The organism is Streptomyces sp. PKU-EA00015, assembly GCF_013387495.1.
Classification (GTDB): domain Bacteria; phylum Actinomycetota; class Actinomycetes; order Streptomycetales; family Streptomycetaceae; genus Streptomyces.
Map to the genome: position 1 here is coordinate 1 of NZ_JABZEE010000101.1, position 15,778 is coordinate 15,778.

Sequence of the window (15,778 nt, forward strand, 5' to 3'; positions counted from 1 at the left end):
CGGATGATCTTTGAAGACGGACCCTAGCCAGACCTCGCACCGTGCCCGAGCCAGCGAACACGACGCGGTCCCGGGCACGCGCGGCAAGCAGCCGCACCACGAGAGCGTCGGGCGCCGCGCAATCTACAGGTAGGCGTCGAGTCCCGGGGACGCGCTCTGTGGTCGTTCTCCCGGGCGCCGGCGCACGACAGCCCTGGCGTCATGACCGATTCGCCCCCAGCTACCGGCCGGTGAGGGGCCCGGCTTGCGAGGAAGGCCCGGCGCCGCCGGAGCCGGTCACGGCGCGGGATCCGGCAGCGGCAGGAGGCGTTCGGCGATTCCCGCGCTTTCGACGGCGGACAGCTGCTCCAGATCCAGCGGCCTGCCCTCGAACTCGCGCCGGGCAGCCTGGCGCAGAGCCCACACCCCCTTAGCCATCCCGTCGGCGGCCGGACGGTAGTCGGGCCAGGCCAGAGGCATTCCCTGTGCCACGGCGTCGCGGACATCCAAGAGAGTGCGGAACGCAGCCTCGCTCGCGAGCACCATCTCCGGGGATCCTGTGACCAGCAATCGTTCCCGCGCAGGGTAGAGGCCGGAGTCCCGCATCGCCTCAGGGACGCAGGCGTTGCCGTCCCGGTCGCCGACGGAGATGGCGTGCAGGGCGTCGTTGGCCCGCACGACCGCCAAGACGAAACCGAGGTAGGCGTCGTGACGCAACTCGGTGAGGACGGCGGCACGTTCCCGACGAGTCCTTATCGACTCGGCAAACAAGGTTGCGGCGAGCGCGATGACCGCTCCGAGTGTCACCGCCAGCAGTGAGATCATCTGCGACCTCTCCCTTTGAGAGAAGCGACAAGAGCCGTTGTCGTCACTCACACCTGCTGCAGCCGCACGGTTCCAGCACCAAGGAACCATTCTTGGCTGATCGGCCGCTGATGCCGTGCATCCTCGGTTGTTTCGGCAGGTGTCGGCGTACACATCAACGTGCTCAGCCGCGTACGGATATACGTGCTCAACTCCCGGCAGACCGGTCAAGGAAATCTGATGGGAGGTTGCGCTCTCAGTGATGGCCTCTGGTCGCCCGGTGATGGGTCGAGCGGATGAGGACGGAGACCAGGGCAGCCAGGTCTGCCGCGCCGGCGGCGTCGTCCGCGTAACGCGTAGTCTGCAAGGGGCCGCTCTGATCCAGCCGAACTCCTTCCAGCTCCAGGACGTAGGCGAGGGTGAGCATGGCAAGGCGGGCGTTGCCATCCGGGAAGGGGTGGAAGAAGGCCACGTCCAGGTAGGCCCTGGCCGCACGGGAGGCCAGAGGGACTCTCGGGTCGGCGCTATCGCGCAGACAGTGCTCAAAGTCCCGCTGAATGTACGGCGTAAGTGCGTAGCGTTCACGGCCCCCCTTGGCGAAGGCGTCGCCTTGTCGGAACGACACCTCGGGCTGGCCGAGGACAAGCCGCTGCCATTCAGCCAGAAGCACGCAGGTGAGGGGGCGCTTACGGGAAGCGTCCACGCGCGATTGAGCCAGGGCAGCGAGCAATCGGTCGCCTCGAGCCGGATTCGAGGAACGGCCTCCCGCATCGCACCAGGTGCCGAGGCCGTCCACGGTCGCCTCGACCGGAGCCGGCGTCTCACTGACCGCCGCAGCCCAGTCGACCCCGTTCCTGACACGGCACCAGGCGGCCAAGGCGTCAGCGGTCACGGTAAGGCTGCTCTCCGGTCAGGCCTACGGCGAGATCCTCTCCTACGGAGTCGACCAAGATCCGCGACGGTTCCGTCCAGCTCTTGAACCGTCCACCAATCGCAGTGTCGACCGCGTCCTTCGCACTTTCCGGCCCCATGCCCGTGGAAGAGAGGAACCACGTGAGCACCGTGCGGCAGAGCCCGTACCAGCCGCATTCGGCACCCGTGCGGTCCACTACCACCGTCACCAGTCGGGTAGCTGCCCGTTCCAGCTGCCAGCTGCGCTCCTCGGCATCCGCCCCGGCGGGCGGCGCCAACTGCGCGAACCGCTCGGCCAGATCCTCCAGCCAGTCGCGCCACTCCAGCAGCGACGCGACAACCTTGGCAGCCGTCGCTGCCGGCTCGCCTATCGAATGGGAGTCGCAGCACCAGCTGGTGACGATGCCACCACCACCGCCCTCGCCGACCGCCCAGTGCCATCCGCAGGCCCACCGGCCGTACCGGGCTGCCAGAAGCGCCGTGACCTCGGTGGTAAAGCAATGTCTCTCTTCCCACCCGGCACCGGCAGGAGGAACCATCGAGGCAATCACTGTGGCGACCTGAGAGCCCTCCTCATCGTCCCAGTCGAAGGCAGTTAGGTCGGGATCGACGGCAGACCACGGCAACCAGGCCGGAGCAAGCTCGTAATTGACGGCCGTGGCGTTCCTCCAGAAGCGGGCAGGGCAAGGTAAGGACAACTGAGCGATTCGTGCCAACTTCTCGCGGCTTTGTCACACAAGTTTCCGACCCGCCGATCTACTGTCGTGGCGCACAGTGCGGCGCTGCCAGGCCATCTGCTCCGCGCGATGCGGCGGCACTCGACCGGGCACGTTCACCTGTACGCGGCTGAGCACTTCGAGGTGTACGCCGACACCAGGTGTGGACGCTCACGTAATTCCCCAGCTGCTGACGTGAGCCGACGGTGAGGCGGTCCGTGTCAGTCCCACCAGAGCACGACGAGAAGCTGCCGTTGGGATGCAGCACGGTAGAACTTGCGCAGGGCGTTGAAGTGCCCCAGCACGTACTTCTTCGGGCCACCGGCGATCTTGTCTGCGCCGTTGCCGATCAAGGAGGCGGCCTCTGCTTCGTCTGTCGGCAGGGCGGCCAGGAGGGCCGGAAAGTCAATCTGCCCGAGCAGTTCCGCAACGCGAGCCACTTGCGCCGCTGAGAGGGCCGCAGGCGCTGGCCCGAAGGGGGCGATGGCATGCGGATGGGTGTTGAGGAAGGCGAGGTCGATGGCGGTGCCGCCGTCGAGAGCCTGCCGGAGAGCGTTCCGATGGACGCCGTCGAGGCCTCCCAGCTCGCAGACCCGTTCGAGCAGGAACGGTGCCCAGTCCAGGTCGAGGACGTCCGCCGACGGTGGATCCCAGAGAGGATCTCCATCCGGCGATGCGTCGGCTGACTGGCGGCAGGAGGCGAGATACTCCGCCGGGATGCGGGCGAGTTGCTGAGTGACGGCCATGACGGCAGTATCCCGACGACGTCCACCGGTTTCCCTACTCGGTCTTGTCGGTGGGGTTCCTGGGCCGCTTGTTCGGCCGGTAGCTGGGCCCGTTCATGATCACCTGGTGGCTGGTATTGATGAGCCGGTCCAGGAGGGACTCGGCGACGACGGGTCGGGGAAGAGGGGATACCAGTCGCTGGGCGCCCTGTTGCTGGTGATGATCAGCGAGCGTCCCTGCCGCTCGGAGACGAGCTCGTAGAGGTCGTCGGCCTGGGCCGCGGACAGCTGCCGCATGGCGAAGTCATCGAGGATGAGGAAGTCGGGGCGAACGAGTTCGCGGACGTGTTTCTCCCAGGTGCGGTTCGCGTGGCCGCCGGCCAGGTCGGCGAGGACGCGGCTGGGGCGGCGGTGTATCCGGCGGGGCGGAGCTGATGATGACGACGTCGCGTCGCTCACGCCGTCGTCTCCGGCTTCGCCCGGGCGATCTCAGCGATCAGGCCCTCGACCAGGGTCTTAACCTCGTCGCGGATCGGGCGCACGCCCTCGACGCCCTGGTCGGCCGGATCGTCGAGCTTCCAGTCGAGGTAGCGCTTGCCGGGGAAGACGGGGCAAGTGTCGCCACAGCCCATGGTGATGCAGACGTCCGACTCGCGGACCGCGTCGATGGTGAGGATCTTCGGCGTCGCCCGGGAGATGTCGATGCCGACCTCGGCCGCCCAGGGCCGCTGCGGTGGCCGATCTGCATGACGCGGTCGCGGAGGCCATCGCGGACGCCTATTTCCGTCAAGGCGGCCGTGGCCGTGCGGGCCTGGAGGTGAAATGCGCGGACGTGGAGTGGCTCAAGTGGCCGTTGAGGACGTTTCAACGGCCCGCAGGGGCGGTTGGCAGGCGCGGCGGAAGTGCGTCGAGGGCATCCTCGGCCCCCACCCGGGACGCCTTGGGAGCTCGAGTCCGAGAGCCGCTTCAAGAAAGGGGCCGCCCGGGTGAGGCCGCGCCCACGGGCGTGGCTGATCCGTCGGCCCGTCGGGGAGCACACGCTTGTCAGAAGGTCAGGTCCCAGACACGTATGACGCCGTCCCGACCGGCGGTCAGCGCAACCGGACGATCCTGCATCATGGTGACCGTCACGGCTTCAACGCTCGCATCGTGGCTGATCAGCGGCGGCCCGACTTGTCGACCGCTGGCGAGATCCCAGATCCGCACGGTCCCGTCCTCGCCGCCAGTCACCACGACACCCCGGTCGCCGACCATGGCGACGTCCAAGGCGTTGATCCCGCCCTCATGACCGGTGGACGGTTTGTGAATCGGATCACCGTCTTCGTCCCCGGACAGGTCGAACATGTACACCTTCCCGGAGTCGGTGCCCGCCACGACGACGGGACCGGTCGTCGAGCTGGGAAAATACGACGGCGTGTGACCTCTGCTCGTCGCCCATATAGAACGACGCGACCTGCTCGCCATTCGCCACATTCCATACCTTCACCCCCTCTTCCCCACCTCCGACAACCAGCGAGCGGCCGCCGATCCATGCGGTGGCGAGACCCCAGATGGGGCCGGCGGCAAGCTCCACCGGAGGCTCCTCCCCGGACAGCCCCCACACCTGGACCCCGTCCCAGTGGGCTCCACTACTGGCCACGAACAGCGGTGGTCCCTCGCCCTTCACCGTGGCGATGGACGAGACGTAGGGCTCGCTGTAGGTAGTCCCGCGGAGCAACTCACCGCTGTCCAGGTCCCAGATGGCCGCTCCCTGTTCATCGCCACCGGCAGCGAGTACCACGCGCCCGTCGGAAACGGCCACGGCAACCGCGATATCGTTCTTGGCATCCGGGTACTCGGCGGCAAGTGGGTCCTCGGCGAAGGCGTACGCCAACGGCCCTCACGTCGGCGGCAACGACCTCATCACCATCGAATGCGTCGACGATGACTGCACCAACGCCACCCTGTGGCTCTGCACCGGCAACACACTCGGTGTCGCGCCGAACAACTGGCAGGACCAGACCGAACCCTTCGACCTGAACACCCGCGTCAACCTCGGCCTGCATGGCTGGAGGGACTACACCAACCTCGCCCTCGGCGACCAGAACGGCGACGGCATCCAGGACCTCCTCGCACGCGACCCCAGCACCGGCCAGCTCTACCTCTACCCCGGCCGAATCAACAACGGAGTGTTCTCGCTGGGCACCCGCTCCGTCTACGGGACCGCATCATGGCAGCTCCGCCCGCACCTCGCCTCCCCCGGCAACGTCCAAGGCACAGTCAGTACAGCCAGCTACAGCGACCCTGACGCCGGCACCAGCATCACCTACCGTCAGTTCCAGCCCACGGCCAACGAAACCTACGGCGACCTGTGGGCCACCACACCCGCCGACCCTGACCTGACCGTCAGCTACGTCGACGACACCGGCGCCGCCAAGACCACCACCTGCCCCACCGGCTGCCTGCTCTTCTACCCTGGAGGACCCACCACCCACAGGCCACCCCGCCTCGTGGGCCTATCCAGCTGGAACACCACAATCGACGCCGATGGTGCGGAGCGAGCCTCGCCTTCCCGACGTGTCGTGTTCTCCGTACACAAGGCGGCAGAACACCGACTCTTCTGCGGGCCAGCTCTCCTGGTCAGAGGCAGGCCCGGCCGTCGAGTGCTGCAGAGCAGGGTCATTAGTTCCAGCACGACCCGGCACACAGAGCCTCGAGACCACGACGACCCGACAACACGATGAAGGATCTCCATGCACCGAAGAATGTGTCGTATAGCCGTCATGGGCGCAGCCACCGGTCTGCTCACCGCAGCCCTCGTCAGGCCCGGCCCGGCGATGGCCGAGGACGGACCGGTGGTCACCACACAGAACGAGGTGCTGCCGACCAACTCCCTCTGGTTCACCGGGGTGAACATCACCGGCGAGACCACGGCCAGAGGCCAACTGGTTCTGGCCTACGCGACCAGGCCGCTCGACGGCACGGGAGAGGACGCAGGATGGCCGTCCTCCTTCACCATGAACCACCACGAATGCCAGGAAATCCCCGGCTACAAGGCAGTGTTCACATGCAAGACGGGAATCGAGTATCAGCGCGCTCCGGAGTTCGTCGTGTCGACGGACGCAGCTGACATGACCACCGCCTACCGCGGATACGCATACGTTCCCTCGGGCGGTGACCTGGCCGAGGGCATCGAGGCTGCCCGCAACGCCGGTGTCAGGCCGGCCACGTCGACCTCGGGCATGTCGCAGGCCGTGATCAAGACACGCGAGCACGCAGAGCGCAACACAGTCGCCTTCGACCTGCCGAACACCCCTGCGGGGAAGACCGTGCAACAGCGGCTGCGCGTCCACGCGAACGACGCCGGAGATCTGAACCTCTACTTCCGCCCCGCCGAGGGACAGGTCGGATGGCGTCATGAGGACATCCGGATCGGAAACGTCACCACTGGCTCCGGCGCCTCGTGCACCGTCAACTGGCCCACGCTCGTCGACGGGGTCCTCAACCTCAAGTGCCGCCTGGAACAGGGCGACCACACCATCGGCTACGAACTCACCCCGGCACCCGGCATCCACGCCTGGCGCATGCAGGCCGTGACGATGTACGACATCTACACCCGCTCCGGTTTCGACGATCCCTTCGTGCGCCAGGCCGGGAATTTCTCCACCGAGGGCGCCCCCGTACTCCCGCGGCATCACCTTCTCGCCCGCGACACCACCGGGCAACTGTTCGTCTACCACGGCAAAGGCACGGCCACCACGCCCTTCTTCTCCCGCACGCTGGTCGGCGGCGGATGGCAGACGTACAACAAGCTCACTCGGCTCTCCCCGCTGGCCGAGGACCTGAAGTACTGGTCCGCCCCCGCCCCGGCCGGCAGCACACGCGGCCGTGGTGACCTCATCGCGCGGGACAGCGCCGGCAACCTCTGGTACTACGACCGGCAGTTCGCGTACGGCAAGCCGTATGCGACCCGCGTGAAGGTCGGCAGCGGCTGGAACATCTACAACCAGCTCACCGGCGCAGGCGATGTGAACCGCGACAGCCGCATGGACCTCGTCGCCCGCGATGCCTCCGGCGCCCTGTGGATGTACAAAGGCACGGGCAGCACCGGCAGCGCCCGGTTCGCCACCCGGATCAAGATCGGCACAGGCTGGCAGATCTACAACCAGCTCACCGCAGGCGCCGATCTCAACAGCGACAGCAGGCCCGACCTCCTCGCCCGCGACACATCCGGGTCCCTGTGGCTGTACAAGGGGACCGGTAGCGCCACCGCCCCGTACGCAACCCGGGTCAAGATCGGTGCAGGCTGGCAGATCTACAACCAGCTGTCCCTCACCGGTGACCTGACCGACGACGGCAAGGCCGACGCCATCGCCCGTGATGCCTCCGGCGTGCTCTGGCTGTACAAAGGCACAGGCAACGCCACCGCCCCCTTCGCCACCCGCACCAAGATCGGCAGCGGCTGGAACATCTACAACTCCATCCTCTGACCGAGCCTTCTTTGCCCTATGAACGAGCTCGCTGTCCTTCAAGGGCAGCGTCTCGTTGATCGCTCGCTGTCCTTGTCGCGGCAGTGGGGCAGGTAGGCGACGTGACGGCGCCGGTTCGTCGGTGTGGGTCATGGGCGGGGCGGCCTCGGCGCGGGGTGCCAAGGCCGCAGTGGTGGTCAGCGGTCGCGGAGGGCAGCTTCCTCGTCGGCTTCCTGTTCGCGTCCGGCGGTGCGGCAGACGTCGAGGAAGCCGTCGGCCGGGATGCCCTGGTTGATCACCGCGTGTAGGTGCTGAGCGAGCTTGTAAGTGCTGTCGGTGTCCAGGGCCTCGGGCAGAGACTCGGCTGACCGGACGCCGCCCTGGGACAGCCCGCGCCGACAAGGCGCCGCACGATGGCCACGACATTCGTGCCGGTGCGCGCAACCGCTGACATGGGCCGACGGCTGCGCGGTCGTCATCATCGACGCCTCGTCCACGACCGGGACGTCGATCCCGGAGAGTCCGCGGCCGTCTGATGCCCCGGCTCCAACCCCGAAGCAGCCTGATCGGGAGTTGCACCGAGCGATGTACAGTCCCTCAGACTGAGGTCGGGAGGACGACGTCGGAATGGTCGTGGATCCAGGACAGCCCACCGATGTCGAGGCGGGCGCGTGCACGGGTGACGGCGACGTAGGCGAGACGCGCTTCGGTCTCGTCGATGGGACCGGGGACAGGCCGGCCGTGGGCATCGTGTTCGTCGGTGTCGGCGGGCGGGTTGAAGTCGTCGGCGATCTTGACGGTGTTCCATTCGCGGCCTTTGGAGCGGTGGGCGGTGGAGATGGTGACGTCCGCGGAGGACTCGGGGATGAGCTGGTCGACTGCGGCGAGGATGGCGTCGGTGCCGTGCTGGTCGATGAGGTCGACGAAGGGTTTCAGGTCGCGGCCGGCGGGGTCGGTCTCTGCGTAGTCCTGCAGGTCGCTCCAGGTGGGGAACAGGAGGAGTTCTGGGTGCCAGGTGCGGCGGCCTTCTTTGAGGTCGCGGGCGGCGGTGGCCAGGGCGCGCAGGTTTTCCCCTCCCCCGGCCAGGGCGACGCGGTGGCCGGCTTTGAGATGGTGCATGACTTCGGTCATGGCGCCGACGTTGGTGCGGCACAGCACTGCCTGCGGGTCGGTGACAGGGGCGAGCTCGGTCGGGATGGTGGGGGTGCCGGTCAGGCGGATGGGAGCGTCGGCTGCCTGGAGCCAGCGGTTGGCTTCGTCGGCCAGGCGGGCGCCGAAGCGGAACGACTGGGTCAGGGTGAGGTGGGTGCCGTCGAAGCCGGTCATGATGTCGCGGGCGCCACGCCATCCGTAGATGGCCTGGGCTGAGTCGCCGACGATCACGATTTGGGCGTGGTCTCGCTGGGCGTTGATGACCTGTTCGAGGACGCGGTTGGTGTCCTGGGCTTCGTCAAGAAGGAGGTAGTTGCTTCGATAGTCGGGTCGGTGAGGGCCCAGATTTTGAGGTAGTGGTCGTGGTCGAAGCGGACGACGCCGTCGTCGGGATGCTGGAGGTCGGTCCACGCTTGCGGGCGAAGGGCAGGATGACCTCAGCGAGTTGGGCGTGGCGCTTGGGGTCGTCGAGGCCGCGTAGGCGTGGGACGTGGTGGCGGGTGAGAGTGCGGTCGGCTGAGTGACAGTAGTGGGTCACCGTCTTGAGCACGGCCTGGGAGAGGGCCTTGTGCGTGACTTCCCGGTTGCCGATGTGGACGGGTTTGGTGATGCCGAGGGCCTGGCCGGTGCGCCATCCGGCCTGGCGGGGGCCGCCCAGGCGGCGGGCGTAGCGGTGGCCGACGGCGGCGAAGGCGAGCGCGTGGGCGGTCTTGCAGGTGACAGTGGGTGGGAAGCGAGTGGCGGCGTCAAGCGCGATGGCCTTGTTGAAGGCGATGTAGCGGCCGCGGCGGTGTGGGGTGGCGGCGGCGAGCAGGGTGAGGGTGCTGGTCTTGCCGGTGCCTGCGCCTGCTTGGAGGGCGAGGTGGTCGCCGGCCTTGAAGGTGTCGGCGGCGGTGGTCTGTTCGTCGGTGGGGTTCAGCACCCTGCTGCTCCGTGCCTGGTGGTGGGCTGGTTGACGGTGCGGGCTGCCGCGGCCAGCAGCTGATGCGGTGTGCTCCAGGTCAGGAGCTCGTCGAGTGCGGCGTCGAGGCGCCGGGCTTTGTCCCGCTCGGCGTGCGCCAGGGCGCGGTGTACGGCGGCGGTCAGTTGGGCTTCGGTACTGCAACCCTCGCGACGTGCGGTGTCCTCGAGGTAGGCGTGGACACGCTCTGGGAGAGCGACGTTGACGAGGACGCCGCCAGTGGAGTCGGGGTAGTGCGTGGTCAGGATGTCGATCGGCAGCAGGTGCTCCAGGCGGGCCCGGGTGCCTCGAAGGGCCTTGCGGGCGGTCCTTCCCCGGGCGACGGGCATCAGCCGTGTGCGGTCGGCGTCCGGTGCCAGGGCCATGGCCTGGGCGGCGCGGCGGAGTTCGCCGGGTGTGGCCGGGCGGGTCGGGGTGATCTCGACGGCATGCAGGGGCATGGTTCACGCCTGGCCGCGAGGAGGACGCGTGGGGCAGGTGCGGGAGTTGGTGCGGCCCGTTCGCCGGGCGCTGTCGGGGAGGCGGTGGTGGATGTGGGCGTGGTGGAGCAGCGGGTCGAAGGGTTCCCAGTCGGTGAGGGCCAGGTCGGCGGCCGCGGGGACGGCTGCGTGGGTGGTGCAGCGTTGGGTGCGCCAGCGGATCTGGGTGTCGTAGGGCAGGTGGGTGAGGTCGTAGACGGCCATGTCACGGGCAGGCAGTGCGAGTTGCCCGTGACAGGCGGTGGTGGGCATGAGTGTCCAGGTGCCGCTGGGGTCGGCGGGGTCGAGGACGGGGTTGGTGCAGCGCTGTCGTCTGCGGGTCTGGGCGACACACTGGATGGCGTCGATTGGGCAGGCGGCGAGGTAGCGGCCGTAGAGGATCTGCACGATGGGCCTGGCCGGCCGGCATGCCGCGGCAGGTGAGGACGGCTCGGCTTCGGTGGTTGGGGTGAAGGCGCCGGTGTCGAGCAGGCGGCGGGTGCGCAGGGCGAGACGCCGGCGCAACTCTCCCAGGGGAGGTGTCAGCTGCTCTGGGGCCTCGTCTGCGGGGCAGAGCAGGGTGTGCGGGATGCGGCACCAGGCGGAGCCGTCGTGTGAGGGGTAAGCGACGCCGGAGGCAACGTGCCAGCGGTAGGCGGCAGGGACAGCTGCCGCGGGCATCTCGTGGGGGTGCAGGCCGATCGGGCGGCCGTGGGGACTGGTGTACCAGTCGGTGCGGTTTCCACAGGTACGGCATGGGCCGGGCTGGGCGGTACGCAGCAGACGGCTGGGGCTGTCGGCAGCGACGCGGAGGGAGCGCAGCGGCCGGCGAGTGGTGGGGGTGCCGTCCCAGTGGCGGCCAGGCGCGGCGGTGTGGCGGGGATGCATGGCCGCGAGGGTGGCAGCGACGCGCCGTAGGGGCGGTGAGCGTGCCGTCGATCTCACGCCAACGGCGCAATCGGGGGGAAGGTGGGACCGGTTGCCGTACGGGTGTCTTATTTGAGGGACTCGTTCGGGTGGTCTCGATGGTGTGGCTAGTCGGCGGTGCCGGCGGGCGGGGTGTGGCCTTCGCAGAGGGCGCCGAGGAGGTGGTCGATGGACACGTCGAGGGCGTGGGCGAGGGCGTGCCAGCTCTTGAGGGTTCCGATGGTGTGGCCTTGCTCGATGTCGATGAGGGTGCGTCTGGCCAGGCCGCTGCGGCGGGCGAGTTCGTCGTAGGTCCAGCCTCGTTCGCTCCTCAGGCGCGCCAGCTCCAGGCGTAGCGCGGTGAGGTTCGGGTCGGGCGGGAAGATCGTCACCCCACCATCCGAAGGTGCAGACCCCTGCCCTGTCAGTGCAGACCTCTGCCCTATTTCTGCAGGTGGCCGCACGTGGCGCAGTGCAGATGTCTGCACTACGGTGTGCGGCCGCCGCCACTCCCCCGCGGCCGAGCAGCACCATCACGCACGGCTGAGCGCCGGCGCAGAAGCAGGAGGACCGCGCAGATTATGAGGCTGTGCCCCACGCACCCCTTGGTGCCCCGCACCTGGACGGTGGAGCTGCGCCCCCATCCAGGCGGCCCCACGCTGCACTGCCACCGCTGCACCACGATCGGCCAGCGTCCGGGCGCGCAGGGCGGACGTCCGGCGGCCCTCGCTCATCTCGCCGGTCATGCACGCCGCGACACGCTTCCCGCGCATCTGCGTACCTGCCAGTGCCATGAGCGCGGCTGCCGATGGCATCCGCGGCCCGCGGATGCGCCGGCCCGGTTCTCCTCGTCCTTGCGCAGGAACGGGGAGGCCGGGTGTGGCGATTGGCAGATGTGTGCGCCGCCTGCGCCGCGGCCACCCCCCATGCCGCCGTGGTCCCCGACACCGCCCTCCTTGCACAGCGGTCGGCAGGGCCGGCTCCTCGGCCGGGGATCATGAACCGTCTCGAGCTGCCGGAGCGGGTCCTCGTCCGGGACACACTGGCCTCCTTGTATGTATGCCTGCCCGAGGACGTCGGCGCGCCGGCGCGATTGCTGGCCGTGCAGTGCGCGCTACGCGCCGGCGCAGGCGGCCGGCTTGCACTGCCGGCCGGCCTGTTGCGCGGCATGCGGCTCGGCTCGACGCTGACCCCGTGGTGCGAACTCGAGGACGCGCACTGGCTCATGCGGCTCACAGCATCAGCAGGACCTGTGTGGGTGCAGCTCCTGAGCCACCACGGCCCGCATCCCGCCCGGCACCGGCGGGCCCCGGGCAGCAGACTGGGCGCTGCGCACCGCCCGGGAGTACGGCGCCGACGACTACGACCCCAACACAGCCTTGATGGCTCTGGCCCTCGCCGCCTGCCGATCTCCGCATGCCGCCCAGAGCCTGGCGGACCGTGAAGTCCTGGCCCGTGCTCGAGGTCTCACGCCTGTGGAACTGACCCGTGCGGTAGGCCGCCTGCGGGCAGGCGACCTTCCCGATCGCTGACGCTTCCCGCCCTCGCGGGTGTCGTGCGCGAGCGGAAGCCAGTTGCTGCGGGCAGATCCGCCGACAAGGCAAGCGCGGCGGGGCTCTCGGTCATCGGGCGGCGGATCCGGCAGTCGCCTGGGCGAGGCAGCGGACTTTGGGAAGCCTGTGTGATGAGCCGGATGTGCTTTGTGGTCCCGAGGGACGCTAGGGTCAGCCGCGTGACGCTCCTGGAGACGCAGCATGTGGACGCCCACGTCGACTACTTCGGGCTCAGCCTGCAGGACGCCGATGACGGTTGGCTGCCGGCGATGTTCCCCGAGGGGTTCACTCAAGGGCCGTTCCTTTCGGAGCAACCGGGGCGTGTCGACTTCACGAGTGCCGGACACACGCAGACCGTGTCCTTCGATGCCGAGATCTGGAGCGGTCCCCCGCCAGTGCCCGACGGTGTATGGGACGAGTCAGCGACCGCCCGCATCGAATGCCGCTCCGGCGAGCTGCGGCTGTGGGCAGTGGCAGGCGGTCCGGCCCCGCAGGGCATCGTTCTGCCGCACGCATCGGCGACATGGAATGTGCGCGTGCATTGCCGAGGCCGTGTCGCCGCGGCGGAGGCGTGTCTCGTCGGCGTTCCTCATGGAGTCGAGCAGTACCTGGCCCAGTTCTGGCCTGTCTGATTCCTGGGGTGGGCCGCTGTCTTCAGCGGCCCACCCCAGGACTGGTCAGCCAGTGATCTTGACCAGGTATCCGTCGTCGGGTCCGTCGAGCAGTCGGTACTTGGAGTAGAACTGACCGAGCAGGTTGCCGGCGTTTCCGTTCTCGGCCCCGTCCAACGCCATGACACTGAAGTTGTTGGGCAGCTGGTGCGGGTCGTACTCAGAGGCCGCGCAGCCCTGGTAGATGGCGGCGAAGGGGTACTCGTCGCACTGCTTGCCGCCTTCGGCGTAGTTCGCGCCGAAGTACTTCACGCAGTTGCTGACGGCGATGGCCCGGTTCCTGTCGCGGCGGGCGCTGTCGACGTACAGGCGGGTGAGCGGTTCGTCCGTGGTCTGGCCCGGGACCTTCTTGGTAGAGCTCGGCGGCTGGGTCTGGCCCGGAGTCTTGAACGCCTTCTCGATGTGCAGAGCGACGGCCCGCTCGGGGGCACCTGTGGCCTTGCTGTAGTACAGCGTTCCGAGGTAGCTGAAGGTGGCTGCTCCGCCGTTCGCGCTGTTGGCGAGATAGTTCGCCTTGTCCCAGCGCGGAGCGAGCATGAAGATGTCGCCGCCGGTCGCGCCGCCCAGCTTCCAGGGTGCGGGTGCGGCCACGCTTACGGACGGCTGATAGACCGCGAAGATACTTTCGGTGGATCCGTTCGATCCGACGCCGTTGGCTGCCTTGACGGTGGTCGTCACACTGCCGGCGGCCTGGAACTGGGTCCATGTCCGGGTGCTGGGCATGGCTGTTCCGCCGTACGAGTAGGAAACGTTCGACGGCCAGCTCTTCGCTATCTGTCCCTTCAGCGTGATGCGCAGGCCCGGGGCTCCGGTTGTCCCCACCGTCGCCATGTTCATCACGTGGTAGGTGAACTGGATCTGTCGGCTGTTAAGCGGGATGGTGCCGACGACCACGACGTCGAAAGCACCCTCGCCGACCGGCCTGCCGTCCCTCAGCCACATCTGCAGGTAACTGGCGCCCGAGCAGACAGCAAACCGGGACTTGAGGAAGAACTTGCTCGTCGACCCCAGAGCGTTACGGCACTCACTACCCGTCATGCTGCGCGACGGCTCCGGGTAGGTGATCGCGGCAGGGCCCATCGTGCTCACCCGTGCTGCGGCTTGTGGCGGCTCGGCGACGGCCGAAAGCTGTGTGTCCTTCTGCGGGTAGCGAGCAGCTGGACCGACTGTTTCATGAGCGACTCGTGCCTGGCCCTGTTCTGCGGCAAGGCCCCTGATCCTCTTGAGGGCCGCGTCCCCGCTCCTGCGCGCATCGCCCAGTTGGTACTGGCCTAGCGGCAGAACGTAGGTCTCCACTACAGGTGAACCGGAGTCGGCCGCGCGGGCCGTGCCGGCCGGTACCGCAAGCGATGAGAAGAGAAGTGCGACAAGGAAAGACACTAATGATCTCCGCGACGGCCTCGCTGCGGATATGAGCATGAGGGACCTACTCCGTCCAGGTTGCTCTGACTATGGGAGCACCAGTTCCCGGCTCAGGTGAACCTGACAGTTCAGGACGGCCTGGCGCATACTCTTCGATCTCGGCTTGATAGGTCGATTCGACCCGCATCGCGGCCGTGTGGTGTCTGATGGGCAGTCATCAGAGGCGGAGAGCCGCCCTGACGGTATAGGCAGCACAGGCGCGAACATTCCCAGTTGAGGCGGCCTGGAGCCCATCCGTGAACTCCTGCCGTGCACCGACGCCCTTCGCCCCATCTGCCGGTCCTTCAGTGCTCCATGCCGAGCGAGACGCAGGACCGCTTGCGAGTGCCCGGCGGCTTGCTGTGCGCCATGCGACTGGGTCTCACGGCAGCACCGTTGCATGAGCTGGAGGACGCGCACTGGCATCTGGCTGCGGTGCATCAGCTGCTGCTGGTTGCGCTTGCAGCCTCTGCGCCCCGCGGGCAGATGCGCGGCCCCACAGCCAGGAGATGGCAGATGCTGGATCCGTCCTGCTTGAGTCCCGGGTGCTGGCTTCCTGACTGCTCGACGAGTTCTCGCAGGTTGTGGCATGGACCTGCGCTCCTCGACCCCGCGATGGGAATTTCGGCCGGCGGGCTGCACCGATCCATGTCCGTGAAGGCACTGGCTCTGCACTGCCGGACGAACGCTCAGGTCGGCGCGTCATGCGAGTGAGTGGGGCCTTGGCGAGGATGCGGCCGACCTTCCGGAGGCGCTTTTGCAAGTACTCGGCCTCGCCTGCCGACCGCCGGAGCGTGGCGCCCTCATCCATCAAGGCCTTGTCCAGCCGCTCCAGAGCGCGCTCTGCGGCGTCGACGGCTTCCACGACGGGATCAGGGGCCTCCTTCGATACAGGAGCTGTCCGGGAGTCGTCGGGCTTTTGCCGGTGCGGGGATCGACGGCTGGTGAGCGTGGATCTCCCGCCAGCGAACGGCACCGGCACGGCGGCGGTCGTAAGGGTCCGTCTCGGTGGCGGCTGACTCGATGGCCTTGGCCTCGGGCCGTACTCCTTGGCGGCCTTCACCGAGGGCTACCGACGGAATGGCTTGACCT

At 68.1% G+C, this 15,778-nt stretch carries 15 protein-coding genes and 2 pseudogenes; 3 read left to right on the forward strand and 14 right to left on the reverse strand.

The window, feature by feature from the left end; all coding sequences use genetic code 11:
• Positions 1-276: 276 nt before the first annotated feature.
• The 8 genes and pseudogenes from HW130_RS34625 to HW130_RS35450 all read right to left on the reverse strand — a co-directional run bounded on the left by HW130_RS34625 (position 277) and on the right by HW130_RS35450 (position 4,937).
• Entirely contained in the window at positions 277-804 is a 528-nt protein-coding gene (locus HW130_RS34625) for a hypothetical protein (protein WP_177153736.1), read from the reverse strand.
• 235 nt (positions 805-1,039) lie between these two features.
• Entirely contained in the window at positions 1,040-1,675 is a 636-nt protein-coding gene (locus HW130_RS34630; protein WP_309140663.1) for a Fic family protein, read from the reverse strand.
• Positions 1,665-2,411, reverse strand: a complete 747-nt coding sequence (locus HW130_RS34635) for a hypothetical protein (protein WP_256356523.1) — start codon at positions 2,409-2,411, stop codon at positions 1,665-1,667. The genes HW130_RS34630 and HW130_RS34635 overlap by 11 nt, the downstream gene beginning before the upstream one ends.
• 221 nt (positions 2,412-2,632) lie before the next feature.
• Positions 2,633-3,157 (reverse strand): DUF1877 family protein, encoded by a 525-nt coding sequence (locus HW130_RS34640; protein ID WP_177153737.1) that lies wholly within the window; start codon positions 3,155-3,157, stop codon positions 2,633-2,635.
• Between the two features lie 99 nt (positions 3,158-3,256).
• Entirely contained in the window at positions 3,257-3,595 is a 339-nt protein-coding gene (locus tag HW130_RS34645) for an ATP-binding protein (RefSeq protein ID WP_309140664.1), read from the reverse strand.
• A pseudogene (locus HW130_RS37170) lies at positions 3,592-3,855 on the reverse strand (phosphotyrosine protein phosphatase); the annotation flags it as partial. The gene HW130_RS34645 and the pseudogene HW130_RS37170, both read right to left, overlap by 4 nt.
• Positions 3,856-4,180: 325 nt before the next feature.
• On the reverse strand, positions 4,181-4,480 hold the full coding sequence (locus tag HW130_RS34655) for a hypothetical protein (RefSeq protein WP_177153738.1): 300 nt from the start codon (positions 4,478-4,480) through the stop codon (positions 4,181-4,183).
• Entirely contained in the window at positions 4,449-4,937 is a 489-nt protein-coding gene (locus tag HW130_RS35450) for a WD40 repeat domain-containing protein (RefSeq protein WP_218184311.1), read from the reverse strand. The genes HW130_RS34655 and HW130_RS35450 overlap by 32 nt, the downstream gene beginning before the upstream one ends.
• A gap of 19 nt (positions 4,938-4,956) precedes the next feature.
• Between HW130_RS35450 and HW130_RS34660 the strand changes: the two genes are divergently transcribed.
• Complete coding sequence (locus HW130_RS34660) at positions 4,957-5,859, forward strand: hypothetical protein (protein ID WP_177153739.1); 903 nt, start codon at positions 4,957-4,959, stop codon at positions 5,857-5,859.
• A gap of 39 nt (positions 5,860-5,898) precedes the next feature.
• On the forward strand, positions 5,899-7,605 hold the full coding sequence (locus HW130_RS34665; RefSeq protein WP_177153740.1) for an FG-GAP-like repeat-containing protein: 1,707 nt from the start codon (positions 5,899-5,901) through the stop codon (positions 7,603-7,605).
• Between the two features lie 176 nt (positions 7,606-7,781).
• On the opposite strand, the gene HW130_RS34670 is transcribed toward HW130_RS34665, so the two are convergent.
• The 5 genes and pseudogenes from HW130_RS34670 to HW130_RS34690 form a co-directional block, all read right to left on the reverse strand.
• Positions 7,782-8,081, reverse strand: a complete 300-nt coding sequence (locus tag HW130_RS34670) for a hypothetical protein (RefSeq protein ID WP_177153741.1) — start codon at positions 8,079-8,081, stop codon at positions 7,782-7,784.
• A gap of 100 nt (positions 8,082-8,181) precedes the next feature.
• Positions 8,182-9,655 (reverse strand): annotated as a pseudogene (locus HW130_RS34675) (UvrD-helicase domain-containing protein).
• Positions 9,652-10,137 carry a hypothetical protein gene (locus HW130_RS34680; RefSeq protein ID WP_177153742.1) on the reverse strand — a complete coding sequence of 162 codons (486 nt, stop codon included), beginning with the start codon at positions 10,135-10,137 and terminating at the stop codon, positions 9,652-9,654. Before HW130_RS34680 ends, HW130_RS34675 begins: the two are co-directional and overlap by 4 nt.
• A gap of 3 nt (positions 10,138-10,140) precedes the next feature.
• On the reverse strand, positions 10,141-11,043 hold the full coding sequence (locus HW130_RS34685; protein ID WP_177153743.1) for a DUF6083 domain-containing protein: 903 nt from the start codon (positions 11,041-11,043) through the stop codon (positions 10,141-10,143).
• 146 nt (positions 11,044-11,189) lie between these two features.
• On the reverse strand, positions 11,190-11,453 hold the full coding sequence (locus tag HW130_RS34690) for a helix-turn-helix transcriptional regulator (RefSeq protein ID WP_177153744.1): 264 nt from the start codon (positions 11,451-11,453) through the stop codon (positions 11,190-11,192).
• 1,340 nt (positions 11,454-12,793) lie between these two features.
• Between HW130_RS34690 and HW130_RS34695 the strand changes: the two genes are divergently transcribed.
• On the forward strand, positions 12,794-13,246 hold the full coding sequence (locus HW130_RS34695; RefSeq protein ID WP_177153745.1) for a hypothetical protein: 453 nt from the start codon (positions 12,794-12,796) through the stop codon (positions 13,244-13,246).
• A gap of 45 nt (positions 13,247-13,291) precedes the next feature.
• On the opposite strand, the gene HW130_RS34700 is transcribed toward HW130_RS34695, so the two are convergent.
• A complete protein-coding gene (locus HW130_RS34700; protein WP_177153746.1) occupies positions 13,292-14,365 on the reverse strand; it encodes a hypothetical protein in 1,074 nt (357 codons plus the stop codon).
• Between the last annotated feature and the right edge of the window lie 1,413 nt (positions 14,366-15,778).